This window comes from Sphingomonas sp. PEI4 (assembly GCF_056679955.1).
In genome coordinates, this window is the sequence record NZ_JBWXPI010000003.1 from 164595 (window position 1) to 189896 (window position 25302).

The following is a 25302-nucleotide window of genomic DNA, read 5'->3' on the forward strand; positions in this document are numbered from 1 at the left end:
ACGGGAGCCAACCTTCTGAATGATCGCGCGACAACGGGAGGATTCAGGCGTCCAGATATGTCGTCACCAGACACAGGGCAAGAATAGGTGCCAAATCGGCGTCCAAGCGCCGATCGCCAGAAGCTGCCATGATCGACATGGCAACACGTGCGGATCGGCAAGACCGGTTTTCAACCCAGCCCACCTGCAATTGACAGGATCGATCCAGTAAAAACATAAAAATTCCGTCATCACGCCAATAGAGTACCCTCATGATGTTGACTTGGCCGGCGATGGTGTCAGCATCGTTAACCACAAGCTAGGAGCGGCAAATACGTGCTGGGTTCGGTTATGATGTCCGGGGTGACGATAGCCATATCTTCGACAGGCGCGATGGCGCAAGGCATGCCGTCCCCGCTCTGGCGTGGTGTGTCGAGGATTGTCCTCAGCTGCTCGGCCGGCTTGGATGCCAAGCTGTGCAATGCCATCCGGAATGCCGCGCGCGTGCATACCGCGATCCCGGTAGAGCCGGCCACCGGTGCGGCGCCAACTGATCGCGCTACCGTCATTCTTACTATTACGCCCGCCAATGACGGTCGCAGCCTAGTCGCTTTGGCGCACCGCGCGGTCGAGATCGACGAGGCCGAAGGACCCGCCCGCTACGCTGTTGCCTGGGATGCTACCGCACCCGGGGCGGCCGTGGACGACCTTCTCACCCGTATTCTGCCGCATCGGTTCGAAGAAGGCCGGCGGTCGAAATAAAATCTGCCCGAGCGTGGCGGCTGAAAATCCATAACGCCGGGTGGGTTACCATGACAACAGGGAGAATAAGCATGGACGGATCTTTCGACGCTGTAGGCACTTATGGCTGTGCATGCGCATCGTGCGCGGCTGGTTTGACTCAACACCAAGACGATAACGGTCCCAACCCCGTTGCCGCATCGCTCGACCCCAAGGCAGGCAGCACCTTCGCCGACAAGCCGATCTGGAGCGCTACGCAGGTTGGCGAATATCTCAACCGCAGCGGTTATGACTGGTACACTAACAATTACGGCGAACTGAACGATGGTGTGCTCAACTATGGCTTCTGGCTGAACCAGGACGAGCTCGCCAATAGCTATTACGTCAATATCGCTGGCACCGCGGCCTACAGCGAATATTTCAGCTTCGGTGCCTTCAACGCCGGTCAGACCGAGCTCGCCCAGCGTTCCATGGCGCTGTGGGATGACCTCGTCGCGATCTCGTTCCAGCAGACTAAGTCGGGTTCGGCGGACATCACCTTCGGCAATACCGCGACCGGCGGTGCACAGGCCTATGCCTATCTACCGTTCGGCGACATCTATGATACCGAAAGCCTAGCGGACGGATATGAAGACACTGGCCGGTTGGGTGGTGACGTCTGGATCGATGGCGGCGTCGCGTCGAATTTCTCGCCGCTGCTCGCCAGCTACTATGCGCAGACGACGATGATACACGAGATTGGTCATGCGATCGGCCTCAGCCATCCCGGCGATTATGATGCGCTCGACGACAATGACGGTGACGGCGAGCCCGATCCGATCACCTATGCCAACGATGCCTTCTATGCGCAGGATTCGCGTCAATACAGCATCATGAGCTATTTCGACGCCTATGAGACGGGCGCGCAGCATATCGATTTCTCGCTGCTCAACTTTGCCTATGCAGCGACGCCGCTGATTCACGATATCGTCGCGATCCAGAAGATCTATGGGGTCGACCAGACCACGCGGACCGGCAACACCGTCTACGGCTTCAATGCCACAGCGGGCAACGCGGTTTACGACTTTTCGCTCAACACCCGCCCGATCGTCGCGATCTGGGATGCAGACGGCACCGACACGCTCGACTTTTCCGGATGGAATACGCCGTCAGTGATTGATCTGAACCAAGGTGCATTCTCGTCGGGCGGTGGGATTCAAGAATTCTTGACGCTGGAGCAGGTCAACGCCAATCGGGCTGCCTTGGGCTTCGCGCCTCGGACCCAGGCAACCTACGCTTTTTACGAAGATCTTAAAGACCAACTCGGACTGAAGGACGGCCTATTCACTGATAACGTCTCGATTGCTTATGGCGCGGTGATTGAAAATGCGATCGGCGGGGGCGGCAACGACCGCATCATTGGCAACGAGGTTGCCAACGTGCTGACCGGTGGGGCGGGGCGCGACGTGTTCGAGTTGCGTTCGGGCGGCAAATCGGGATCAGATCGTGTCACTGACTGGCAACGCGGTGACGTGCTAGCTACGACCAAGGCGATAAACGACTCCAATCGCGACGGCATCATCACGTGGAGCAAAAGTACGCTTTCGCTCGATGGCACGGACAGTGACCGTGTGGAACTGGTCGGTGCGCAGGGCGGCACCGGTCTACGGCTCATGGGCAACATCGATAGCATATTCTATTATGGGGATTTGCGTGTCCGTCCGGTCGCATCCAGCGGTCAGAAGGTGTATGAAAGCACCTTGGGTGATGACGTGATCCGTGGGCGGTCCACCGTCAGCGCCACCGATGTATTCTTCTTTGATACCGCCAATCCGGTTGCTGGGCTGGGACGCGACATTGTCAGCTTTACCAGCAACGATGTGCTGGTGACGACAACCAAGCTAGAAGACGGCAATAACGACGGCAGGATCACCTTCGGCAGCGACGGCCGCCTGGGCTTGCCAGGTGCAGGCGGTAGCGTGGCGTTTAATGGCACTACCGCGCTAGAATATGATGGTGTAGTCACTAACAACGGTATCGAATATTACGTCTACAGCAATGTTGGGTCTGCTATAGGCACCAGTGCATTACATTTCTGATCTATGATCGGGGCAGGACCGATTCCTGCCCCGATTTTGCTTTTACGTTCGCGCCGACATAGTTTATGGCAAGCTCGCGGTGCATAAGCGTAGAATATTCAACGCAACACAGAATTCGATCCGACTAGCATGCTAGAAAAGTGCTGCCTCATCATGCAGAGGTGCTAAACGCCTTGCCATCTGATTTCATTGATTACGCGCTGAAGAGCGAGCGATTAGTACTGGTCGCGCGATGGCCTGATCCGTAATTACGGTAATCGTATTCAACAGCTGGGTTTAAAGATCTGATCTTCATCAAGATTCGTCATGGTGTCGATCCTACAATGCGAACGCATGAGAAGATTAAGACGCGGACCGTGGTGATATGAAACCAGACCGAAGCCACCTGAATCGTGCAGCGCGTACATCCCGCAGATCCAGTCTGTCAATCAGGAAGGAAGTCCATTTGGCTCGGGTTGCATCGCTCAATTGCATGTAAGGAATGATCGGTTATCTGCTCACCTTAGGTGAGTAGATCGTAAAGATTTGTATGTCCGATGCCCCCGCCACGCCAGTGACGGGGGTGGACATCGTTTAACGGCCGATACCTATGTAGGAGAAGCCGGCAGCCTCGATTTCTTTGGGATTATAGACATTGCGCAGGTCGATCATGATCGGCGCGCTAAGCAACGACTTCACACGCTTAAGATCGAGTGCACGATAGGCGTTCCATTCGGTCAGGATGGCAACCGCATCTGCGCCCTCGATCGCCTCATACGGACCGTCGCGATAGTCGACGTTCTGGAGTACGAGCTTGGCCTGCTCGACGCCCTCAGGATCATGCGCCTGCACCTTGGCACCGGCATCCTGCAACGCCTGGATGACCGCGATCGCCGGGCTGTCGCGCATATCATCGGTGTTGGGCTTGAAGGTCAGACCGAGCACCGCGACTGTCTTGCCACGCACATCGCCGCCCATTGCAGCGATAATCTTGCGGCCCATAGCGCGCTTGCGGTTGTCGTTGACTGCAACCACCGCCTCAACGATGCGCTGCGGCGCGTCGTAATCCTGGCTTGTCTTGAGCAGTGCCAGCGTGTCCTTGGGAAAGCAAGAGCCACCATAACCCGGGCCGGCGTGAAGGAATTTTGCTCCGATACGCTTGTCGAGGCCGATGCCCCGCGCGACGTCCTGAACATCTGCACCGACCTTCTCGCACAGATCGGCGATCTCGTTGATGAAGGTGATCTTGGTCGCGAGGAACGCGTTGCCAGCATATTTGATAAGCTCGGCGGTACGGCGCCCGGTGACGAGAATCGGTGCGGCATTAATGGACAGCGGCCGATAGACCTGACGCATGACCTCGGTTGCGCGCTCGTCCTCCGAGCCGATAACAATACGGTCGGGCCGTTTGAAATCGTCGATCGCTGCGCCTTCGCGCAGAAATTCGGGGTTTGAGACGACGCCGAACTCGGCTTCCGGATTGGCGGCGCGAATGATGCGCTCAACCTCGTCACCGGTGCCAACCGGGACGGTCGATTTAGTGACAATCACCGTATAGGTGTTGATTGCACGGCCAATTTCCTCGGCTGCGGCATAGACGTAACTGAGGTCGGCATGGCCGTCGCCTCGACGCGATGGCGTGCCGACGCCGATAAAGATCGCATCCGCACCTTCCACACCCTGGGCTAGGTCGGTACCGAACGTCAGTCGTCCCGCCTTTACGTTCGTCGCGACGAGATCGTCGAGACCCGGTTCGAAGATCGGCATCTTGCCCTGATGCAGCGCGTCGATCTTGCGCTGGTCTTTGTCGATGCAGACGACGTCATGGCCAAAATCCGCAAAGCAGGCGCCCGACACTAGGCCGACATAGCCCGATCCGATCATGGTGATGCGCAAAGCCAGTATCTCCAATAGAACGGCGGACGAAATGCGCCGATGGAGCGTGACTAGAGGAAGGCGACCCGCACTGACAAGAAGGTTTGTCAGTTACTGACACATTCAAGCCGGGCCTGTGTACTGGGGAACGGGAAATGATGGAGGCGAGGCGGGTATGGGATAGTCAGAAAAAGAATAAGCTTCGAATCGCTAGCGCGAATATCGTCCAGCCGAGAAGGCCTGATCCCATCATCACTGCGAACCGGGCAGCCGGTGAAAGGTTCGCTGGGGTCTCTTGCACGACGTCGGACATCACAGCAGACCCAAGCCGCGTGATCGAAGCTTCGAGAGACTGGCTAAATGCGGCGTCCACCTGCGCGGCGGTCAGGGGTGTGTAAAAGCGGCAGCCATGACGCTTGCCCTTGTGCCAAGCGACCTGTGCGCACGCTCTTCCCGCACCGGCCAGGCCGATTCGAATGGAAGTGCCGACCGGGATCAGTACGCAACTAGTGAACGAAAAGCCGGCTTGCGACAAATCTTCTACGGTCACGTCACGCGGCAGCGCGTTGCCAGCCCGAACGGTGCTCGGGCGGGCGACCTCTGCTCTTGCCTCCCCACGCCGGCAGCGCAAGGGATCTATGACAGTTGCCGATTGCATAATGGGCCTCAGACGATCCAGCGTAGGACGCAGACAAGTGCTACGACAAAGGCCACCGGGCCGGCGGCAACAGAGCCAGCGTGGATCGCGCGCTCTAGGCGGCTCGGGCTTTCTGGCGGCAGCAACCAAGCGTCAAAGCCGATGTGATCACCGGTGAGAGAATCGCCGTCGAGGGATAGCGGTTCGACCGCCTGCGGAAGAGATGCCAGTTGTGCCATACCCAATCCATGAAGCCGGCATGATTAAAGCAGCGTGCGGAGAATTGGCTAAAGCGTCGTTAACTGACAATTAGCCCGGAGGCATGTGCGTGGATGTCAAAAAGCGTTGCGGTGGATGACTACACGCGCGGTAGATATCAGGATCGCGAAATCGCGCACTACCGACCAGCCCAGAATATATTCCAAATCCGCCTGTAATCGGAGCGTCAGGTCATCGCGTTGATGTGTGGCGCCACGGAAGCCCCGCACCTGTGCCAAGCCGGTGATGCCTGGCTTGAGCGTGTGGCGATGCCAATAGCGCTCATCGACTTCCCAAAACAATTGCTGACCGGCAAGCGAGCCGAGCGCATGGGGCCGCGGGCCGACGATGCTCATCGAGCCGAATAGGACGTTGAGCAATTGCGGCAGTTCGTCGATGCTCGTCGCGCGGATGATGCGTCCGACCCGAGTGATGCGATTGTCGTCACGCGAAGCGGACACGCTGCCGCTGGCGTCACTTTGCTCTGTTCGCATCGACCGGAACTTGAAAACCTCGAACAGAGCATTGCCACGGCCGACCCGCTTTTGACGGAAAAAGATGGGACCGGGGCTGTCGAGCTTGATGGCAATCGCCGCGACAAGAAAAATTGGCAGCATGATAACTAGGGCAGGTACGGCGATGACCAGATCGAAGGTGCGTTTGATAATTCGGTTGCGGGCGCTAAGGGGTCCGGTAGCAACGAGCAAGGTGGAGCGGCCGTCGAAAGTGCCAACGCCGATCGCACCGACCTCATCGAATTCGTTCGACAGAATTTCACCAGGAATGCCGATGCCTTTGAGCAACATTGCCCATTCGCGCTCCTTTTCGGGGCGGCAGGCGACGACAACGCGATCGATCCCGCGCAGATGCCGAGCCAGCCGGTCGAGCATCATGGGATCCTGAATGTTAGGGCGCAGATCGGCAGTGGTTGTGTGCAGAATGTGATAATGGGGCGGGACTGTTACGATGACATCATCCATTAGGATCAGATCGGACGTCAGGCTATGCCCGAGAACCCTTCCGATTATCCGGCCAAGCAGCGATCGGAACGCCACGAGCAGCAGGAAGCTGCCTGCCATGCCGATGCTGCTGGCGCTTCGCGGTTCGAATTGCGCCAACCGGAAATAATAGGAGACGAATAGAAAACTGCCGAACGCAAATAGCAGCGCCCATGTGGATCGCATGATCCCGACGCGCGCGCGGCGCAGCACATCGATAGAATAAGCGCCGTTGTTGAACGCGGCGATGACATAGACCGGCAGCGTCACGACAACCGCATCCATCGCCGAATACCAGCCAAAATGGCCGTAGCGTATGAAAGCGCCAAGTTCGAACGCGCCGATCACCGCGATCACGTCCAATATGACCAGTACAACATAGAGCAAAAGGCGGGTTTCGTCGCGACGCCTTGGCGTGGGCTGATGATGCAAGACGGCGAAGTCCTTTCCGATCTCGCGTCCTGATTTCACAGCATATCCTCCTAATCCGCGCGATGACAAGCGCATGGCAGCGTAAAGACGTCTGCCATAGGCTATCACGCCCGACTAGGGCTAGTACGTATAGGAAGTGTTGAGAAACATAACGCCACACGATGCTCACGGCTGATTGACGACGCCGCATTCGCAAAATACGACGATGGTTAAAAAGCAAACCGAAAGCTGGTGCCGTCCGCCCGGACGTCAGATCACCAAAGCGATCGCGCCGCCCCATAGTACCAACCCGACGAGTAGCGAGCCGACCAGCGCGTAGGCGGACTTGACGGAAATGATATCTTCGTGCTTGCGATCTATCTTGGCAGCGGCCATCCGACAAAAATCCTCTCGTAGCGATTATCGGTCTACGCCGATGTCCCAAATTGATACATTGCAAATAAGGATTGTTCTGTAAAGTGCACCTCGGGCATGATTTAAGTTTTTTTCTCGGAGGGTTAACGCCGTCCCCGCCAAAGTGATCCTCCCAGCGCTGCACGAGCGCTTTATCAATTACGGTTCTATTATGGGTTCCACACATTCTTCCGGTATCCATGCGTTTGGCAGATCGAGCGTAACGCGCCACAGGGTCATGCCCCCTACCCGGACAGTTCTGCAGGATGACGGCAAGGCATGTTAGATGATATTGTAGCGGAAGCACCGCCTGTCCGGCGGTCGTCCCATCGCACCGCGCTTGCCACGATTGCGCGAGCAGCGTCCGGATCATGGCAGCGCGACGTGTCGCTGGCGACGCTCGGTCGCTGGCGCATCGGCGGACCCGCCGATCTGGTCATCACCCCCGCAAGCAGTGCAGCGCTTGGCGCTATCCTCGCTGCCGTCGTCGAGACGGGCGTACCCTATGTGGTGATCGGCGACGGGTCGAACCTGTTGTTCGACGACGCGGGATTTCGCGGTGTCGTCATCCGGATCGGACGCGCCTTCGATGAATTCTCGGTTGACGACGATGGCATCGTCACCGCTGGCGCCGGTCTGTGGGTACCAAGCTTTGTCCGGCGGGTAATAGCGCACGGCATGGCTGGGGCAACCCATGCCATAGGCATTCCCGGCACGCTGGGCGGTCTGGTCACGATGAACGGCGGCAGCCAGCGGTGCGGCATTGGCGAACACGTCGAGTCGGTCGATGTCGTCGAGCGAGGCGGTAACCCTCGTCGGTTTATGGCAAGCGAACTCGGCTATGCCTATCGTACGTCAATCCTGCAGACGAACGGCGCGATCGCCGTGTCGGCACGCTTTCGTTTTCCGACGGGCGATCCCGCAGCATTGCGACGCGAAGCGCTCGTCATCCTCGCATTGCGGCGCGCCAAATTTCCGAGAATACGGGCTAATTGCGGCTCGGTCTTCGTCAGTGATCCGGCGCTCTACGATCTGATCGGCCCGCCGGGAGCGGCGATCGAGCGGGTCGGCCTCAAAGGCTTTGCGATCGGCGATGCACAGATTTCCACCGATCATGCTAATTTCATCGTCAACACGGGCCATGCCCGTTCGGCCGATGTGTTGGCTTTGATCGGTCTCGCACGGCGCCGGGTCCACGACCTAACCGGCATCGCGATGGACGCTGAGGTCCGCCATCTGGCGAGCAACGGCACATTGTGCCCCGCACACGAGATTGTCGGGCCGCCTCTCTTCTCCGACGTTTTCGGGCAGGACACACGACCATGACGGCTGTTTTTGCCAATCCATCCGACCTCTCAACCGATGGAAACACCGCTGCGCCGCGCACTCGTTTCCTTAATGTGACGCGCTCGCGCCTCAGCGGCCAGGTACGCGTCAGCGGTGCGAAGAACAGCGTGTTGCGCCTGCTCGCTGCATCGCTGCTGACCGCCGAGCGGATCGTCCTCGACAATTATCCCGATGCGCTGCTCGATGCGATCGTCCACGTCGGCATGCTTGAGGCACTCGGCAAACGCTGCACGCTGACCGATGGCGCCCTTTGCATCGAAGAGGCGACGGCGCCGGTGAACAACCTTGTCTGGGGAGGGCGGTCGATCCGCAACACGCTGCTTATCCTTGGTGCGTTGGTCGCGCGGACGGGTGCCGGCAGTGTGCCGATCCCGGGGGGCTGCGACCTGGGCGAACGCAAGACCGACCTGCACGAGATGGTGCTGACGCAGCTCGGCGCGAAAGTATGGTATGAGGGCGAACGCCTGTTTGCCGAGGCACCGAACGGCCTTGTTGGTGCCGAGATCGTACTGCCGATGCGCTCGACCGGTGCGACTGAGAATGCGTTGATCGCCGCTAGTCTGGCCAAGGGCAAAACGCGATTGTGGAACCCGCATATCCGTCCAGAAATTCTTGATTTGTGTAAATTTCTGCAGAAAATGGGCGCAACGATCATTGTCTACGGCCAAGAAAGCATCGAGATCGAGGGTGTCGAACAGCTTGCCGGCATCACCCATCGGGTCATGCCGGACAACATGGAGGCGATGACTTGGCTGATCGGATCGGTCATCACCGGTGGCGAGATCGAAATCCACGACTTTCCAGCGCGCGACCTGGAGGTACCGCTGATCTTCCTGCGAGAAAGCGGTGCCAAGCTGTTTATCGACGGCGACATCGCCACCGTCCTTCCTGGTCGCCCCTATCCGGTCGAGATCAGCACGGGCCCCTACCCCGGCATCAACTCCGACATGCAGCCGTTGTTCGCGGCTATGGGCGCCTGTGCTCGCGGCGAATCAAGGATAGTCGATCTTCGCTTCGCAGGCCGTTATGGGTATCTCGACGAATTCGCTAAAATGGGGATCGGCAGTCGAATCCGCGACGGTGCGGCTCACATTCATGGTACTGGGAACATTTACGGCGCGACGGTCTGCGCACTCGATCTCAGAGCCGGTGCCGCGCTGGCGCTGCTGGGTCTGGTGGCTGACGGTGAAACACGGATCACCGATTCTTGGCAGATCGAGCGCGGCTATGACAAGTTCGTGGCAAAGGCGCGCTCGCTTAATGCCAATCTAACGTATAGCGATTAGCTGTCTTTCAATATCGTCATATCGAACGATCGGGATCAACACACTGTGATCGACCAGCTTTACGATACCAATCCGTTGCGGGCCGCGCTGCGTGCCTGCCGGAAACATTTTATCTTTGCAGGCGCGTTCTCCGGCCTGATCAATATCCTGTATCTCGTACCGTCGATATACATGCTTCAGGTTTACGACCGGGTGGTGCCGACGCGTGGTACGGCAACGTTGCTGATGTTGTCGCTGATCTTGGCGGTGTCGCTGGTCGTGTTTGCGCTGCTCGACGCGGTTCGGATGCGTCTGTTGATGCGGGCGAGCATCCGGCTCGAGCGACTAGCGGCATCAAACATCCTGCATCGCATCCTTGGTTCCAACGCGGCATCGCCGATGCAGCGCGCCCAGGCGATGCGCGATTTCGACACGTTGCGCGGAGTTCTGACCGGACCCGCAATCGTCGCGCTGTTCGATGCGCCTTGGGCACCGATCTACATCATCATCTCATATCTTCTACACCCGCTGATCGGGCTTCTGGCCTTGGTCAGCTCGATCATCCTTATCGGGCTCGCTGTCATCAGCGACCTGGTAACACGCCGAGAGTTGGGCGAAGCAGCGCAGCGCTCGACCGCCTCCTATCGCAGTCAAGATTATTCTATCCAGGCATCCGAAGTCGCGCGGGCACTCGGCATGCGCAACGCCTTGGTTACCCGCCATTTGGTAGAACGTGCGGACATCGTCCGTCGGCAAGGCGACGTCGCTTCGACGTCAGGTATGTTCCTGGCGTTGACCAAGTTCCTCCGCATGCTGCTCCAGTCCGCGGCGCTCGGGCTCGGCGCCTATCTGGCGATTAATCAAAGCATCTCGGCTGGATCGATTTTCGCGGCGTCGCTGATTCTTGGCCGTGCCTTGCAACCGGTTGAGCAAATCCTGGCAGCGATGAAGAACGTCCTGAATGCGCAGAATGCCTACAAGGGGCTCAATGCCTTCTGCCAATTGCCTGATGTGACCGTGCCGCCGATCAGCTTGCCAACCCCCGTTGGCAAGATCGACGTACGCAATCTAACGGTTCGAGCCCCCGGCAGTGATCGGGAACTGCTGTCAAACCTCAATTTTACGATCAACCCCGGCGAGATCGTTGCGCTTGTCGGACCGAGCGGTGCCGGGAAATCGACGCTGCTACGCGTACTGGCTGGCGGCCTGGAGCCGGATGAGGGCGAGGTGCGGATCGACGATGCCCGACTGGCGGATTGGAACCGAGAGGAACTGGGACGTCACCTAGGCTACATGCCGCAGACGCCCACATTGTTTCCGGCGTCAGTTCACGGCAACATCTCACGATTCCGTGGCTTCGAAGAGCAAGCAGGCGATGAATTGGACCGCAAGGTCGTGATGGCGGCGCAGATGGCGGGCGCCCATGAGCTTATCCTGCGCTTCGCCAATGGGTATGACACGCAGTTGGTGGTGCGCGAAGGCGGCGGCCTTTCCGCCGGCCAGCGGCAGGTCGTGGCGCTGGCGCGCGCTTTGTTCGGTAGTCCAAAGATACTGATTCTCGACGAGCCCAACGCCCATCTCGACATGGCTGGCGAAGCCCGCCTGATGGCGACGCTAGGCGAATTGCGTCAACAAGGTGCGACCGTGTTCGTATCGTCGCACCGGACCGGATTGTTGCAGGCAGTGGATAAAGTCATGCTATTGCGCGACGGTGTCATCCAGGTGTTCGACGACCGCAGCAAGATAGTCCGTCCGGCCTCGGTAGACGCTCCGCCCGAGGCACCCCCGCAGACTGAGCGACTGGGCGACGAGCATCAATCCGATCAGCACGGTTCAGGCCAGCCGCGGGCAGAAGGGTAAGATAATGAACAGAATGGCTCTATCGACCGAAGGCTTGCAAGAGGTGATCCCGGCACCGCGCGGCTTGGCGGAACGGCTTGAACTGGACGATTCCCCGCGCCGTTCGATGTGGATCGGCGTCGTCATCAGCGTGTTGTTCTTCGTCGTCCTGTTGGGTTGGGCGTCTTTCGCGCGTCTGGATGCTGCAGCGATGGGTGATGGCCAGGTAGCGGTTTCGGGAAATCGCCAGACCGTACAGCACCGTGACGGCGGCATCGTGGACGCGGTGAACGTCCATGACGGACAACATGTCAAAGCCGGGCAGGTGCTGTTCCAATTAAAGGGCGCCGAAGTCGCAGCCTCCGAGCGGGCACTGGCGGGTACCGTCATTGATCTTCAGGCACAGCGGGCGCGGCTCGAATCCGATATTCGCGGTACGCCGATCGTCTGGCCGGCGTCGTTCGCAACCGCGACCGGTGACGATCGCGCGCTCGTCGAACATTCCAAGCAATTGCAATTGGCGCAACGATCCGCGCGATCCAACTCGCTCGCGTCCAATACTGCGGTATTGCGTCAGCAGCAGGCTGAAGTCGCACGCCAATCGACCGGCTATTCAGCGCAGGCGAACGCAAGCGCGCAACAGCGCGCTTCGCTCCAGCAACAACTTGCCAGCACACAAAAGCTGGCCGACGAAGGCTATGTCTCACGCAACTCGGTTCGTGCGATCGAGCGGTCGATCCAGCAATTGCAGGGGTCGGATGCCGAATATGCCTCGCGCGCAGCGGCCGCGCGTGAGCAGATCGGTCAGACCCGCGAACAGGTGATCCAGACGTCGCGCAAATATGTTGAGGATAGCGCGATGCTGCTGCGCGACACCCAGTTCCAGCTCAACGAAGCGGTGCCGAAATGGCTCGCAGCGAAGGAGCAGCTCGAACGGACCGTCATTCGTGCGCCGGTCACAGGCAGTGTCGTCGGCCTGCGCTTCTTCTCGGTCGGCGGGGTCATTCAGGCAGGCCAGCCGATTCTCGACATCGTACCGGATAAGGTGCCGCTGATCGTCAAGGCTAATTTCCAGCCGACGGATATTGACGGCGTGTTCGAAGGGCGTCAGGCCGAGGACAAGTTCCTGTCGCTGCACGAACGCGATCTGCCGATCCTGCTGGGTACGGTACGCAATGTGTCCGCCGACAGCCTACGCGACGAGCAGAGCGGCCGGTCTTATTATACCGCCGAGATCGTCGTGCCGCCTTCTGAGATCGCCAAGATCACCGCAGTTCGCGGTAATGACACCGGCATCCGGCCAGGCGTTCCAGTTCAGACCTTGGTGAAGCTGCGGGCTCGTACCGCGTTGCAATATTTCCTCGATCCCTTGACCGAGGCATTCGCGCGGTCACTGCACGAACGATAAACCGGTCGGCAACGACAGCTCGGCGGCTACGCAGCCGCTTGGTCGGTGAATCGTTCTATGATAGAAAATGCATGGGATAAGGGGGAAGAATTCAATGTATACATACGGTCGGCTGCTGGCCGGGGTGGCCCTGTTGTCTTGCGCGCTGCCTGGGTTCGCCAAGACATCCCCCCAGCAGATATCCATTCCTCCGACGCCCGTCGCCTCGCCGGTGCCGGTCGATGGAATGGAAACGCTGGGCGTGGCGATCGCCGATGCCTATAGGGCTAACCCTGAGCTGGAAGCGCAGCGCGCCCAGTTGCGAGCGCAGGACGAGCAGGTCATTCAGGCCGCGTCACCTTATCGCCTGAACGCTAGCCTTATCGGCAATTTCAACTACCGCGAACAGCAACAGCGTAATTTCTTCGGGGAATTCGTACCGACCAACGCCCGCTCGATGGGGGCATCGATCTCAGCATCGCAGATCCTTCTGAACGGTGGACGGACGGCAGCGCAGGTATCGGCGGCCGAGGCGAACGTGCTGTCGGCACGCGAGCGGCTGCGCGAAGTCGAGAATCTCATCCTGCAGGAAGTGGTAGATTCCTATGTCTCCGTACGCCGGGATACAGAAATCGTCGCAATCCAGCAGCGGTCCGTCGACTCTTATTCGCGGCAGGTCCGTCAGGCCGAGGCGCGCGAACGGGGCGGCGATCTGACCCGTACCGATATCGCGCAGGCACAGGCACAGCTCGACTTGGTGCGTGCGCAGCTCGCGCAGGCCCAGGCCAACCTGCAATCTAGCCGAGCGCGCTTCACTGCCGTCGTCGGCCGCAATCCGACTACGCTGGCCGTCGAACCGGCATTGCCAGGACTGCCGGCCTCGCTTGATTCGGCTTTTGTCGTCGCCGAAAAAGAAAGCCCTGCCCTATGGCAAGCCATTCTCAACGAGCGCTCGGCCAAGTCACAGATCTCTGCCGCCCGCGCTGAACGGGCACCCGTGCTGTCCGTCAATGGTGCCTTCGGTTATAACACTCCGACCAGCTACCAGACGCGGGACTTGGGACGTAACATCGTCGGTGGAGCAACGCTTACAATTCCATTGCTATCTGCGGGGTTGATCGGTTCGCGTGTCCGTACGGCCATCGCCAATCAACAGCAGCAGGAATTTTTGGTCGAAGCGACGCGCCGTAACGTCCAAGTCAACGTTCAGGGCGCATGGAACCAGTCCATCGCGTCTCGCGACCAGCTCGAATTGGGCGATACAGCCGTACGTGCGGCAAATTCCGCACTTGAAGGCGTTCGACGTGGTTTTGGTGAGGGGTTCCGCTCGAACTTCGAGGTGCTCGATTCGGAACAGCGCCTGCTTAACGCCCAGATTCTCGTCGCGAATGCACGGTATTCGCGGTATAGTAGCCAGGTAAGGCTCTTGTCGGTACTTGGCCGTTTGCAGGCGTCGGTCATGGATCAGGCCGTACCCGTATATGATGAGACGGCGAACTTGCGTCGTACGCGGGCGCGGCAGTTTGGCCCCTTCCAGACGATTCTGGCGCCGATCGACCGACTAAGCAAGCCCAGCGGCGTGGCGCGTAGCGCTCCGGTGTTGGCACCCGCGACCGATGCTAGCGTTCGTCCGGCGGAAGTCGCCCCACCGTCGGGAACGCTTGGTACCACGGTGCCAGTCAGCCCCAACCCCCGCCCGCCGCTGCCCGATCCCGCCCGCAAGTCCTATGGTCAGATCAAGGCCGGGAAATAATCGTCCGATCATGATGGTTGGAGGAGCATTGAAGTCCGATTGGATGACGTTCCTCCGAATCTACCAGCCCACTCGGTTGGGTGCCCACGATCGCTGAATGCCTCAATGTGATGGCTGACGGCACATAACGCATGATCTAAATACTCTGAAGAATCGCCACCGCGCAGTGACCTGCTTGCGGGTAAAACTATAGTCGGGGATCAATCAATGAGTTCTGTCGTACGGTCAGGCCTTACGCTGCCATAACAAATATCCAACATATCTTGCAAGCATAACGCAAGGCATACACTGGCACAAAATTAGAACCGGTCGTTCTTCAGCTCTACTGTGGTTAACGTATAGACTACCGGGAAAATTCACTGTTTGTGAATGCGAATACCCGAAACTCAGGCTCAAGGCAAAGCGGGGGATGCCAAACCGGGTATCTCTAGCTTGTCTTTCGAAGCGATCGGCTAACTGCCGATGGAGTGGGGGATACAAATCATGCTTCTCGACAAGATTGCGAGTGATGAGACGGTTTTTCTGCAGGGCAAGTTCATCAGCATGGCGGTGGGCAGCTCGGGTACGCTTGGAACGAAGACAGCGACGCCTTTGGGTTTCAATTCCTACAACAAGGGCGAGGTGACGAACCTTGGCATGTACGTCGATCTTGACGGCTTTGGCACGGGCAAGGCCTCGACGTTGCAGGATGCAGTGGCGATGGGTGCGGTCATTGAGCGCTTTAACATCGGCTACAGCATCAACGGCACCAAGCATGTCGAGGGCAACACCGAATTCGGCGTATCGACGATTCTGAACGGCGATTCGACCAACCTGTCCGATGCGACCGCGGCGCGCGCGGGCTGGACCGGCACGACGGCGGACAAGCTGAAGGTCGATCAGGTCATGACACTGACCGACGATGCCAAATATGTAAAGGTCGAGATCACGCTGACCAACCAGTCGGCCAGCGCGATGGCTGATCTGCGCTACATGCGCTCGGTCGATCCCGATCAGGATACTTCGTACAAGAACCTCATCAAGGTGGTCGAGCAGGGCGGCGACGGCAAGGACGGCGCGCTGATCGCCGCCTACCAGCCGAACGGCAACAACCCGTTCTTCTATTACACGGCCGACGACCGCGCCAAGGTGTCGACCTACAACATGATCAACCGCGATCCCTATGCCGACAAGGCCTATGCCTCGGCGCAAGCTGAGGGCTTCTCGGTCACTGCCGACCAAGCAATCAACATCAACTTCGCAGCCGGCACGCTGGCATCGGGGGCCTCGACCAAGCTGGTCTTCTACATGGGGTTGACCGACAATCTCGCCGCGACGATCGCGCAAATCAAGAGCGAAGGGGCGACAACCACACCGCCCCCCGTCATCGATCTTGCACCGATTGCAATCGCCGACGAAGCCTCGACGCTCAACACGGAGAGTGTGTCGGGCAATGTCTTGGCCAACGACAAGGACCCAGAAGGCAAGGCGCTGTCAGCCTCGCTGGTCAGCGGCCCGGCCAACGGCACGCTGAAGCTCTTGGCGGACGGCAGCTTCGTCTACACCGCCAAGGACGGTTTTGTCGGCACCGACGCATTCACCTATGCCGCCAGTGATGGTAACGCATCGAGCAACGCCAAGGTGACCCTGAAGGTCACCGCACCGGCCCCTGCCCCTGCCCCTGCCCCTGCACCAGTTGCGCTGGGCGATGCGGTTTCGGTGGTTGCCGGCGCTGCGGTCACTGGCAACGTGCTGAGCAACGACAAGAGCGGCACCGGCGCCGCCTTGACCAGCATTCTGTCGACAGGGCCTGCGCATGGTACGGTCAAGCTGGCCAGCAACGGCAGTTTCACCTATGTCGCTGACGCCGATTTCACCGGGACGGACAGCTTCATCTATTCGGCCTCCGACGGTTCAGCGTCCGACAGTGCGAAGGTGACGATTGCCGTTGCTGCCAAGCCCAACAGCGCACCGGTCGCCAAGGCGGACAATGCCGGCACTGTTGAAGCTGGTGCCGCGCTGACTGGCAACGTGCTGGCCAACGACAAGGACGCCGACGGCGATGCGCTGATGGCAAAGCTTGTCGATGGTCCGGCGCATGGCACCCTCAAACTGCATGCCGACGGCAGCTTTACCTACACCGCAGCCGATGGCTACAGCGGCACAGACAGTTTCACATACAGCGCGTCCGACGGTAAATCCGCCGATACCGCCATCGTCTCTATCGACGTCACCGCACCGCCTGTCCGCCCGGTACCGCCGGTCGTGTCAGCTCTGGACAAGCTGCTAGCCGATCACAATGCGATCGATGGTTCGGCAACCACTGCCAACGTGCTGAGTGGTGCGGTCGGACATAATGCCTTCTACTTCGATATGGACGTCAAGTCAGGTAACGACGCCGTTGCCAACCTGGAGGGTAACGACGTCCTGATCTTTAGCCGTGCGCTTCAGGATAACAATGGCGATGGACTCATCACCTTCAGTGGTAACAAGCTGAGGGTTGATGGTACCAGCAAGGGTGACATCCTCACCCTGACCGACGTAAAGTCACTGCGTTATCTCGGTGCCGCGATGGACGGCGCACATGTCTATGCCGATGCCGCGGTGAAGCCCAAGGGCGCGCTAGAGAGTGTGTTCGGTGACAACCGGTTGTCGGGTGACCTGACCGATAAGAAGGTGCAGAAGTTCTTTTTCGACACTGGGCTCGGCTTTGACTTGGGTCATGACACGATCGTCAACATGGGCAAGAAGGACATCGTCGTTACCACTACGGCCCTGAGCGATGGCGATCATGATGGCATCGTCCGGTTCGGCACTGACTCGCAGTTCGATCTGATGGGCCTGGATCAGGTGGCGGGTGGCGCCGGCCATCTCGGCATCTTCAACACCGCCGGCGCTGCTGTGAACGCGCTTGAGTTCGACGGCTCGGTGGTCCGCGATGGCGTTACCTATTACGTCTACAGCCTTGAAGGCTCGACCGGCGGTCTTGCCGCACTCACGTTCTGACGAGTCAACAGGTACGGCGTGGACGTACCTACCGCCAACTACAAGATAGGTGCGCTCGTAAGAGCGCGCCTATCTTGCTGTCGACCCGTACTGTCACTCGTCCGTGATAAGAAGACGCGGTAGCGAAAGTTTTTCGTAACAGGATCGCAACAAAATATCTCAAAAGCCAATATTAACCTAACCAAAACGAACGGTTAAAATATTGAATTTAGCTATTAAGTTTTAAGAGGACAGGAAAAATGCTGCATTCGACAATGAGCATTTTATGCCTACTAAAACTTGCTGATATGCAATTTAACGCAGGAGGCTGTCGGCTAGTCTCATCGAGACGTCAAATCGGCGTACCCTAATTGACTCCAGTCAAGGCATATACCACCGCGAAATGGTTAACGCGCCTCCCGGTAAAAAGTTTCATATCTTGCGGTTATAACGCAGGACTGAGTCTCATACCTCGGGTTTGACGGGAGGCCTTTTTTTGGGGTTCATGGGCTGGTATCCACCCGGATGCCGGCGTGACCGGGGGAATTTAAGATCATGCTTTTCGACAAAATCGCGAGTGATGATACGGTTTTTCTGCAGGGCAAGTTCATCAGCATGGCGGTGGGCAGCTCGGGTACGCTTGGAACGAAGACAGCGACGCCTGCGGGTTTCAATTCCTACAACAAGGGCGAGGTGACGAACCTTGGCATGTACGTCGATCTTGACGGCTTCGGGACGGGTAAGGCCTCGACGTTGCAAGATGCAGTGGCGATGGGTGCGGTCATCGAGCGCTTTAACATCGGCTACAGCATCAACGGCATCAATCATGTCGAGGGCAACACCGAATTCGGCAGATCGACAATTCTGAACAGTGATTCGACTGACCTGTCCGATGCGACCGCGGCGCGCGCTGGCTGGACCGGTACGACGGCGGACAAGCTGAAGGTCGATCAGGTCATGACGCTGACCGACGATGCCAAATATGTAAAGGTCGAGATCACGCTGACCAACCAGTCGGCCAGCGCGATGGCTGATCTGCGCTACATGCGCTCGGTCGATCCCGATCAGGATACTTCGTACAAGAACCTCATCAAGGTGGTCGAGCAGGGTGGCGACGGCAAGAACGGCGCGCTGATCGCCGCCTACCAGCCCAACGGCGACAACCCGTTCTTCTATTACACGGCCGACGACCGCGCCAAGGTGTCGACCTACAACATGATCAACCGCGATCCCTATGCCGACAAGGCCTATGCCTCGGCGCAGGCTGAGGGCTTCTCGGTCACTGCCGACCAGGCAATCAACATCAACTTCGCAGCCGGCACGCTGGCATCGGGGGCCTCGACCAAGCTGGTCTTCTACATGGGGTTGACCGACAATCTCGCCGCGACGATCGCGCAAATCAAGAGCGAAGGGACGACAACCACGCCGCCCCCCGTCATCGATCTTGCACCGATCGCGATTGCCGACGTAGCCTCGACGCTCAACACGGAGAGTGTGTCGGGCAATGTCTTGGCCAACGACAAGGACCCAGAAGGCAAGGCGCTGTCAGCCTCGCTGGTCACCGGCCCGGCCAATGGCACGCTGAAGCTCTTGGCGGACGGCAGCTTCGTCTACACCGCCAAGGACGGCTTTGTCGGCACCGACGCATTCACCTATGCCGCCAGTGACGGTAATGCGTCGAGCAACGCCAGGGTGACCCTGAAGGTCACCGCACCGCCCTCGGGCTCTGCACCAGTTGCGCTCGGCGATGCGGTTTCGGTGGTTGCCGGCGCTGCGGTCACCGGCAACGTGCTGAGCAACGACAAGAGCGGCACCGGCGCCGCTCTGACGAGCATTCTGTCGACAGGGCCTGCACATGGTACAGTCAAGCTGGCCAGCAACGGCAGCTTTACCTATGTCGCCGACGCCGATTTCACCGGGACGGACAGCTTCATCTATTCGGCCTCCGACGGTTCAGCGTCCGACAGTGCGAAGGTGACTATTGCCGTCGCCGCCAAGCCCAACATCGCACCGGTCGCCAAGGCGGACAATGCCGGCACTGTTGAAGCTGGAGCAGTGCTGACCGGCAACGTGCTGGCCAACGACAAGGACGCCGACGGCGATGCGCTGATGGCAAAGCTTGTCGAAGGTCCGGCGCATGGCACGCTCAAACTGCGTGCCGACGGCAGCTTTGCCTACGCAGCAGCCGATGGCTACAGCGGCGCAGACAGTTTCACATACAGCGCGTCCGACGGCAAATCCGCCGATACCGCTGTCGTCTCTATCCATGTGACCGCTCCCGTGTCGTCAGCGTTTGACAAGTTTCTCGCCGCACATCGGGCTGTAGACGGTTCGAATTCCTCCAGTGATGTATTGAAGGGGGTGAACGGTCCCAACGCCTTCTACTTCGATGTGGATGCGAACTCCGGCAATGACACTATCAATCTTCAGGGCAGCGATGCCTTGATTTTCAGCCGCGCGTTAAACGACGGCAACGGCGATGGCCTCATCACCTTTCGTGACAATAGCTTGCGGATCGATGGCACCAATGGTGGAGACATACTGAGCCTGCCCGGCTTAACCTCGCTCCGATATATGGGCGTCGCAATCGAAGGGGCACACGTCTATGCTGATGGTGCTATAACGCCGCAGGATGCACTCGAAAGCTTGTTGGGTGACGATCGCTTGTCGGGTGATAGCGGCGATCGCACGGTGCAAAAATTCTTCTTTGACACCGGGCTCGGCTTCGACTTGGGCGACGACACGATCGTAAACATGGGTAAGAAGGACATCGTCGTCACCACCACGGCTTTGAGCGATGGCGATCGTGATGGCATCGTCCGGTTCGGCACTGACTCACAGCTTGATCTGGTGGGCCTGCATCAGGTTGCAGGTGAGGCCGGCCATGTCGGCATCTTCAACACCGCCGACGCTGCCGTTAACACACTCGAGTTCGATGGTTCAGTAATCCGCGATGGCGTCACCTATTATGTCTACAGCCTCGAAGGCTCGACCGGCGGCTTAGCGGCCCTCGGCTTCTGACTTGGCAGGCCGGGCGTACATCCCGGCCTCCTATATTTGGCGAGTCTGCGGTAGTTTAAAATCAAGAAAATTCCAGACTGTCCCCCCTTGGATCGGACGCAAGCTGTTGTGGTCGGGAGCCAAGGTAATAAAGCGTGTAGTAATCGATGACCTGCGTATGAGATAGTCGGTGAGCTTGGGCTTCGGGGATCAACACTACCGTACTGATCTATCTACCGCGGTTATTTCAGTTTATCTGATTCACGACGCTATTCGCCTGAGGGCTGGCAAAAGATGGCACCATTACTAAAATAGGAAATGGTGTGTGTAGACCGAGGTTTCGGTAAGTATCCTGATGGACCGGGAATGGTCTACACTACTATGCTGGCCAACATGCTGTTGCCGGTCTACAAAGAGATTCCAAGAAAAGCTTGGTAATGCTTTTACTGGCTTGCCGCAATTCAAAACAAAAAGGGCGCACTCTTGCGAGTACGCCCCTTCGGTTTTCAATTTGTCTGTCGGCAGATCAGCCGGCGGTCGGAAAACCATAGAAATAGTAGGTATGATCATCAATGGTCTGCTGACCTAGGATGGTAAGCGAGCTCGGGGTTGGCGAGCCAGCGCTACCGAATACGATCTGACCACCAGGGTTCTGCGACGGGTCCGTCGAAATACCGCCTTCCGAACCTGGGAGGTCGAGAATACGGTTCCCACCGTAGGTGATCGCACCGTTGTCGTTCTGATTCCAGATTTCGCTGGTCGTCACGATCACGTCACCGGCACCGAAATTGGTGATGGTATCGCGCCCAAGATTTAGGCCGAGCGCTGTGTCGAACAGGAAGTAATCCGCACCGTCGGTCCCGGTCAACGTATTGTTGCCGACGGTACCTTCGACGACATTTGCCTGGGCGCCTGCATACAGGAACTCATTCCCTACCGCATGATCCGGCGTCAGCTGGTTAGACATGTTGAGTGAGTTATACAGATCAACGCGCGTCGCAGCGTCGGCATATACGAATGCACCGTTAGCATCCGTGCCGCCTTTGCTGCCAAGCTCACGCATCGCATAGATCGCCTGACCATCTTCGTTAATCATGTTGAACTGCGCGGTACCGCCGTTCCTGGAACTGGAGCGCTCGACATCGAGACGTGCGTTGCCACCAAGGACAATATAACCGTCATTGTTACCGTCGAAAATCTCTGCGCTGGCGAGCAGCGAGTCACTAAGCCCAAAATTGTTGAACGTCTTGTCACCAACCGATGAACCCCCACGGGTGTTATCGAAGTAGTAAGCATCAGCACCGACAGTGCCTTCTTGCACATCACCGATGTCGCCCGTGCCATCCGGGCTCGTGTCTTGGGCAAAGGTCGTAAACGTTGCGCCCTTAACGAGTGTCGAATTTGAAGCCATGCGAGCGGTCCCTTTTGTTAGAATCAGTCGGTTAACGACGCGTTAACCGGTTAGTTCCCCAGTGACGGACCGTTAAAATTCTGTCAACGAAATTAGGCAGGTCGAAGGAGCTCTGGAGGTTAGTGTCCAATATTAGTACACAACGAGAAAAGTTAAACTCATCAAGGAACCAAGCTCAGCCTTGTTGGTGGAAACGTACCTTGCAGTGCACGCGAACCTCACCAAAGTGATACAGTGGTCTGCAACCTGTCTCAAACTGGCTCGGCATTCCTCAAACGCTCCTTTCGAATTTGGCGGTGGGGAAATGAGGGAGATCTTGTAATTCTTATTGTCCGCGATCAAAGGCGAGCAGGCGGCGCTGCAATATTGACCGGGTGATCTGCCAGATAGCAGGTATCCGATGAGTGGCCCCCAGCAGCCATATCAAAGCGACATGACGCGTCAGACATTCGGCGCGAGCAGTCGTCACCAAGGCCCAGCCGGCCCTAACATCGCCTAACACCATGCGTCTTGCCCCGGTCCAAGCAATGGTACGAGCAAGCTTCGGGGATTTTTTGCGGAGGAACGCCGCCAACGGGCCGTACAGCGTCAACGGATCGTGCCCTTCGACGTGGCTGGCAAGTTGTACGGCAAAATCGGAAGCATAGGCCTGTAGCAATAGCTTGTTCGGATCGCTGCTTACACCATCTGCAAAGCGTCGGCGGATGTAGAGTACTTCCGGTACGATCGCATAGTCAGCATGCCGGCTAATCCGCAGCCACAAGTCGCGATCTTGTGCGAAGGTGAACATCTCTCGATAACCGCCCACATGGTCAAATACATCGCGTCGAAACATCACCTCCCCATGCGTGAACAGGTTGCGATCAAGCAAAGTGCGGAAGAATGGCAGACCGTCCTGCGGCTTGACCACATAGCTGTTAGGACCGATTTTGGCATCGTTTCTGACGTGGCAGCCGACCACGCCCACTTCTGCCCGGGAATCAAGAATGTGAGCTTGACGAGCGATTCGCGTCGGCAGCGAAATATCGCCGGCGCCATGAACGGCAATATAGCGTCCCCGCGCCCGGGCGATCGCGGCATTAATAGCGCGGGTGAAGCCGCCGTTGGCCTGTGCCACCACAACGAGTCGGGGATCGGCAATGGCGCGCAGTCGAACAAGTGTGTCATCGGTTGAACCGTCGTCGATTGCGATGATCTCGAAATCAGCGCCTTCCTGCATCAGCAGGCTAGCAATCGATTCAGTTACCGACGCCGCACGATTGTAGAATATGGTGACGATCGATACCAAAGGTACCGTCAGTGATGGTTCTTGCACGTTCGATGTTGTCCCCGTCGATCCTCTGATCGTGTACCACAAGCGCTTGCGATACCATTACGGTCTCACCGAACCAAATTCCCGCGGCGTGTCGAGCGATACGGCCTGGGCAACTCAGCGGATTTCCATGCTCTTGTCGATGAGTGTCACGTCATGAAACGTATGCTGGCCGTCAACGCGGGCTGGATCAGTGCCATCCAACTGGGTCAGCGGGTCTTAGAACTATGCTTTACCGCGGCCTTGGCCCGACTGCTCGAGCCTGCCGACTTCGGCGTGGTCGCAGCAGCGATGATTGTCATTCAGCTGGCGCAATTGCTTGTCGAGTTGGGCGTCGGCGCTACGCTGGTACAACTGCCGGACCTGTCGGAACGCGACGTGCGAGCTGGAGTAACTGTGGTCGGGCTTAATGCCGTGGTCTATGCGGTGGCGACCGTCCTGTTGGCCCCCGTAGCTGCGACGCTGCTTGACATGGACGCCCTAACCAAGGTTTTGCGAATCCTTGGATTGATGTTCCTGATCCAGGCAATTGGCGTCGTTCCCGAGGCTTTGCTCGTCCGCCGGCTTGAGGCACGCCGGGTGGTGATCGCACGGTTTGCCGCAAAACTCGCTGGCACCGGACTGGTCGGTGTCGGCTTGGCGATGGCAGGCTTTGGCTATTGGGCGCTGGTCGCCGCAACGCTGGTAGAAACAGGGGGCGCCGCGCTGTGGCTTTGGGCCATTGTCCGTCCGCCCATGCGTCCGCTGTTCGATCGGTTGGTGATGGCCCGCTTGTTGAAGCGAGGATCTGGCTTTTCTGCGTCGCGGCTGCTGAACTTTGCGGCGTTGCGCGGCGACAATGCGCTGGTTGGTCATTATCTCGACGCTGCCGCACTCGGTCTTTACGCCCGCGCCTACAATTTGATGAACATGCCCGCAGATCTGTATGGCACAATTGCGGAACGCCTCGTCTTTCCCGCACTCGCCTCGGTCCAGGGCGAGCCGGAACGGCTACGGCGGGCCTATTTGCAGGGGCTGGAACTCACTGCGCTGTTCGGCCTGCCGGTTTCCGCCTTGCTCTACATATTAGCGCCTGAGGTCATCGGGGTGATCCTCGGCCCGAAATGGCACGACGTCATTCTGCCATTCTCGATACTTGCGATCGCCACCTTTTTCCGGCTTGGAATGAAGATCAGCGGTTCGGTACAGCGAGCTTCCGGGGCGACCCGGCAGATGATCTGGACGCAGGCCCTCTATGCAGTGTTGGTCATTGGCGGCTGCCTTGTCGCCATGCCCGGCGGTATCACACTTGTTGCATTTGCGGTCAGCATGAGCGTGATCGTTGCATATATCGCGATCACCCTTGCCTGTTGTCGCCGGGTGGGTGTCACCATGGTCGCATTATTACGGGTCCATTGCGCGGGCTTGTTACTGGCGCTGACCGTCATAGCGATCTGTGTGCCGGTGGTCAGGCTCGCACGGGTGTCGGATTTGCCGGCGGTGCTCGTGCTGCTATTGGTGGGACTGGCGCTGCTAGCTTGGATCACGGTGCTGGTGGTGACGGCACCTTCTCTGTTGTTAGGGACGATCGGTCGTCAACTTGCGATCACAATCCGCGGAGCTGCGGCTCAACGCTGGTATTCCTTACGTAGACGACAGCGATGACACGGCAATG

The 25302-nt window shown here is 58.4% G+C and carries 17 protein-coding genes; 10 read left to right on the plus strand and 7 right to left on the minus strand.

The annotated features are described in order from the left end of the window. Positions 1-384 precede the first annotated feature (384 nt). Positions 385-741: a hypothetical protein gene (locus AC1MLZ_RS21960; RefSeq protein ID WP_480962076.1), complete on the plus strand. Its 357-nt coding sequence runs from the start codon at positions 385-387 to the stop codon at positions 739-741. 71 nt (positions 742-812) lie between these two features. After that, complete coding sequence (locus tag AC1MLZ_RS21965; protein WP_480962077.1) at positions 813-2798, plus strand: M10 family metallopeptidase C-terminal domain-containing protein; 1986 nt, start codon at positions 813-815, stop codon at positions 2796-2798. Between the two features lie 573 nt (positions 2799-3371). On the opposite strand, the gene AC1MLZ_RS21970 is transcribed toward AC1MLZ_RS21965, so the two are convergent. From AC1MLZ_RS21970 to AC1MLZ_RS21990, 5 genes are all read right to left on the minus strand, one after another. Next, positions 3372-4673: a UDP-glucose dehydrogenase family protein gene (locus AC1MLZ_RS21970; RefSeq protein ID WP_480962078.1), complete on the minus strand. Its 1302-nt coding sequence runs from the start codon at positions 4671-4673 to the stop codon at positions 3372-3374. Positions 4674-4836: 163 nt separating this feature from the next. Continuing rightward, positions 4837-5202: a hypothetical protein gene (locus tag AC1MLZ_RS21975; protein ID WP_480962079.1), complete on the minus strand. Its 366-nt coding sequence runs from the start codon at positions 5200-5202 to the stop codon at positions 4837-4839. A gap of 116 nt (positions 5203-5318) precedes the next feature. Then, a complete protein-coding gene (locus AC1MLZ_RS21980; RefSeq protein ID WP_480962080.1) occupies positions 5319-5528 on the minus strand; it encodes a hypothetical protein in 210 nt (69 codons plus the stop codon). A gap of 96 nt (positions 5529-5624) precedes the next feature. After that, complete coding sequence (locus AC1MLZ_RS21985; protein WP_480962081.1) at positions 5625-7016, minus strand: sugar transferase; 1392 nt, start codon at positions 7014-7016, stop codon at positions 5625-5627. A 210-nt stretch (positions 7017-7226) separates the two neighbouring features. Next, positions 7227-7352: a hypothetical protein gene (locus AC1MLZ_RS21990; RefSeq protein ID WP_480962082.1), complete on the minus strand. Its 126-nt coding sequence runs from the start codon at positions 7350-7352 to the stop codon at positions 7227-7229. Between the two features lie 297 nt (positions 7353-7649). Between AC1MLZ_RS21990 and murB the strand changes: the two genes are divergently transcribed. From murB to AC1MLZ_RS22025, 7 genes are all read left to right on the plus strand, one after another. Beyond that, positions 7650-8696, plus strand: a complete 1047-nt coding sequence (murB, locus tag AC1MLZ_RS21995; RefSeq protein ID WP_480962083.1) for a UDP-N-acetylmuramate dehydrogenase — start codon at positions 7650-7652, stop codon at positions 8694-8696. Then, positions 8627-10003 (plus strand): UDP-N-acetylglucosamine 1-carboxyvinyltransferase, encoded by a 1377-nt coding sequence (locus AC1MLZ_RS22000; RefSeq protein ID WP_480962084.1) that lies wholly within the window; start codon positions 8627-8629, stop codon positions 10001-10003. Before murB ends, AC1MLZ_RS22000 begins: the two co-directional genes overlap by 70 nt. Before the next feature lie 45 nt (positions 10004-10048). After that, on the plus strand, positions 10049-11842 hold the full coding sequence (locus AC1MLZ_RS22005) for a type I secretion system permease/ATPase (RefSeq protein ID WP_480962085.1): 1794 nt from the start codon (positions 10049-10051) through the stop codon (positions 11840-11842). 4 nt (positions 11843-11846) lie between these two features. After that, complete coding sequence (locus tag AC1MLZ_RS22010) at positions 11847-13229, plus strand: HlyD family type I secretion periplasmic adaptor subunit (protein WP_480962086.1); 1383 nt, start codon at positions 11847-11849, stop codon at positions 13227-13229. Positions 13230-13323: 94 nt separating this feature from the next. Continuing rightward, entirely contained in the window at positions 13324-14961 is a 1638-nt protein-coding gene (locus AC1MLZ_RS22015; RefSeq protein ID WP_480962087.1) for a TolC family outer membrane protein, read from the plus strand. Positions 14962-15444: 483 nt separating this feature from the next. Next, positions 15445-17946, plus strand: a complete 2502-nt coding sequence (locus AC1MLZ_RS22020; protein ID WP_480962088.1) for an Ig-like domain-containing protein — start codon at positions 15445-15447, stop codon at positions 17944-17946. A 534-nt stretch (positions 17947-18480) separates the two neighbouring features. Then, a complete protein-coding gene (locus AC1MLZ_RS22025) occupies positions 18481-20946 on the plus strand; it encodes an Ig-like domain-containing protein (protein ID WP_480962089.1) in 2466 nt (821 codons plus the stop codon). A 505-nt stretch (positions 20947-21451) separates the two neighbouring features. On the opposite strand, the gene AC1MLZ_RS22030 is transcribed toward AC1MLZ_RS22025, so the two are convergent. Together AC1MLZ_RS22030 and AC1MLZ_RS22035 are read right to left on the minus strand one after the other, a co-directional pair. Continuing rightward, positions 21452-22336, minus strand: a complete 885-nt coding sequence (locus tag AC1MLZ_RS22030; RefSeq protein WP_480962090.1) for a hypothetical protein — start codon at positions 22334-22336, stop codon at positions 21452-21454. Positions 22337-22661: 325 nt separating this feature from the next. After that, positions 22662-23693, minus strand: coding sequence for a glycosyltransferase (locus AC1MLZ_RS22035; RefSeq protein ID WP_480962091.1), 1032 nt, complete (start codon positions 23691-23693; stop codon positions 22662-22664). A 111-nt stretch (positions 23694-23804) separates the two neighbouring features. On the opposite strand from AC1MLZ_RS22035, the gene AC1MLZ_RS22040 reads away from it, so the two are divergent. Next, complete coding sequence (locus AC1MLZ_RS22040) at positions 23805-25292, plus strand: lipopolysaccharide biosynthesis protein (RefSeq protein WP_480962092.1); 1488 nt, start codon at positions 23805-23807, stop codon at positions 25290-25292. Positions 25293-25302: the final 10 nt, after the last annotated feature.

Coding starts and splice junctions, on each gene's coding strand:
- AC1MLZ_RS21960 (WP_480962076.1), top strand. CDS start 385: ATGCCGTCCCCGCTCTGGCGTGGTGTGTCGAGGATTGTCCTCAGCTGC.
- AC1MLZ_RS21965 (WP_480962077.1), top strand. CDS start 813: ATGGACGGATCTTTCGACGCTGTAGGCACTTATGGCTGTGCATGCGCA.
- AC1MLZ_RS21980 (WP_480962080.1), bottom strand. CDS start 5,528: ATGGCACAACTGGCATCTCTTCCGCAGGCGGTCGAACCGCTATCCCTC.
- AC1MLZ_RS21990 (WP_480962082.1), bottom strand. CDS start 7,352: ATGGCCGCTGCCAAGATAGATCGCAAGCACGAAGATATCATTTCCGTC.
- murB (WP_480962083.1), top strand. CDS start 7,650: ATGTTAGATGATATTGTAGCGGAAGCACCGCCTGTCCGGCGGTCGTCC.
- AC1MLZ_RS22010 (WP_480962086.1), top strand. CDS start 11,847: ATGAACAGAATGGCTCTATCGACCGAAGGCTTGCAAGAGGTGATCCCG.
- AC1MLZ_RS22015 (WP_480962087.1), top strand. CDS start 13,324: ATGTATACATACGGTCGGCTGCTGGCCGGGGTGGCCCTGTTGTCTTGC.
- AC1MLZ_RS22020 (WP_480962088.1), top strand. CDS start 15,445: ATGCTTCTCGACAAGATTGCGAGTGATGAGACGGTTTTTCTGCAGGGC.
- AC1MLZ_RS22025 (WP_480962089.1), top strand. CDS start 18,481: ATGCTTTTCGACAAAATCGCGAGTGATGATACGGTTTTTCTGCAGGGC.
- AC1MLZ_RS22030 (WP_480962090.1), bottom strand. CDS start 22,336: ATGGCTTCAAATTCGACACTCGTTAAGGGCGCAACGTTTACGACCTTT.
- AC1MLZ_RS22040 (WP_480962092.1), top strand. CDS start 23,805: ATGAAACGTATGCTGGCCGTCAACGCGGGCTGGATCAGTGCCATCCAA.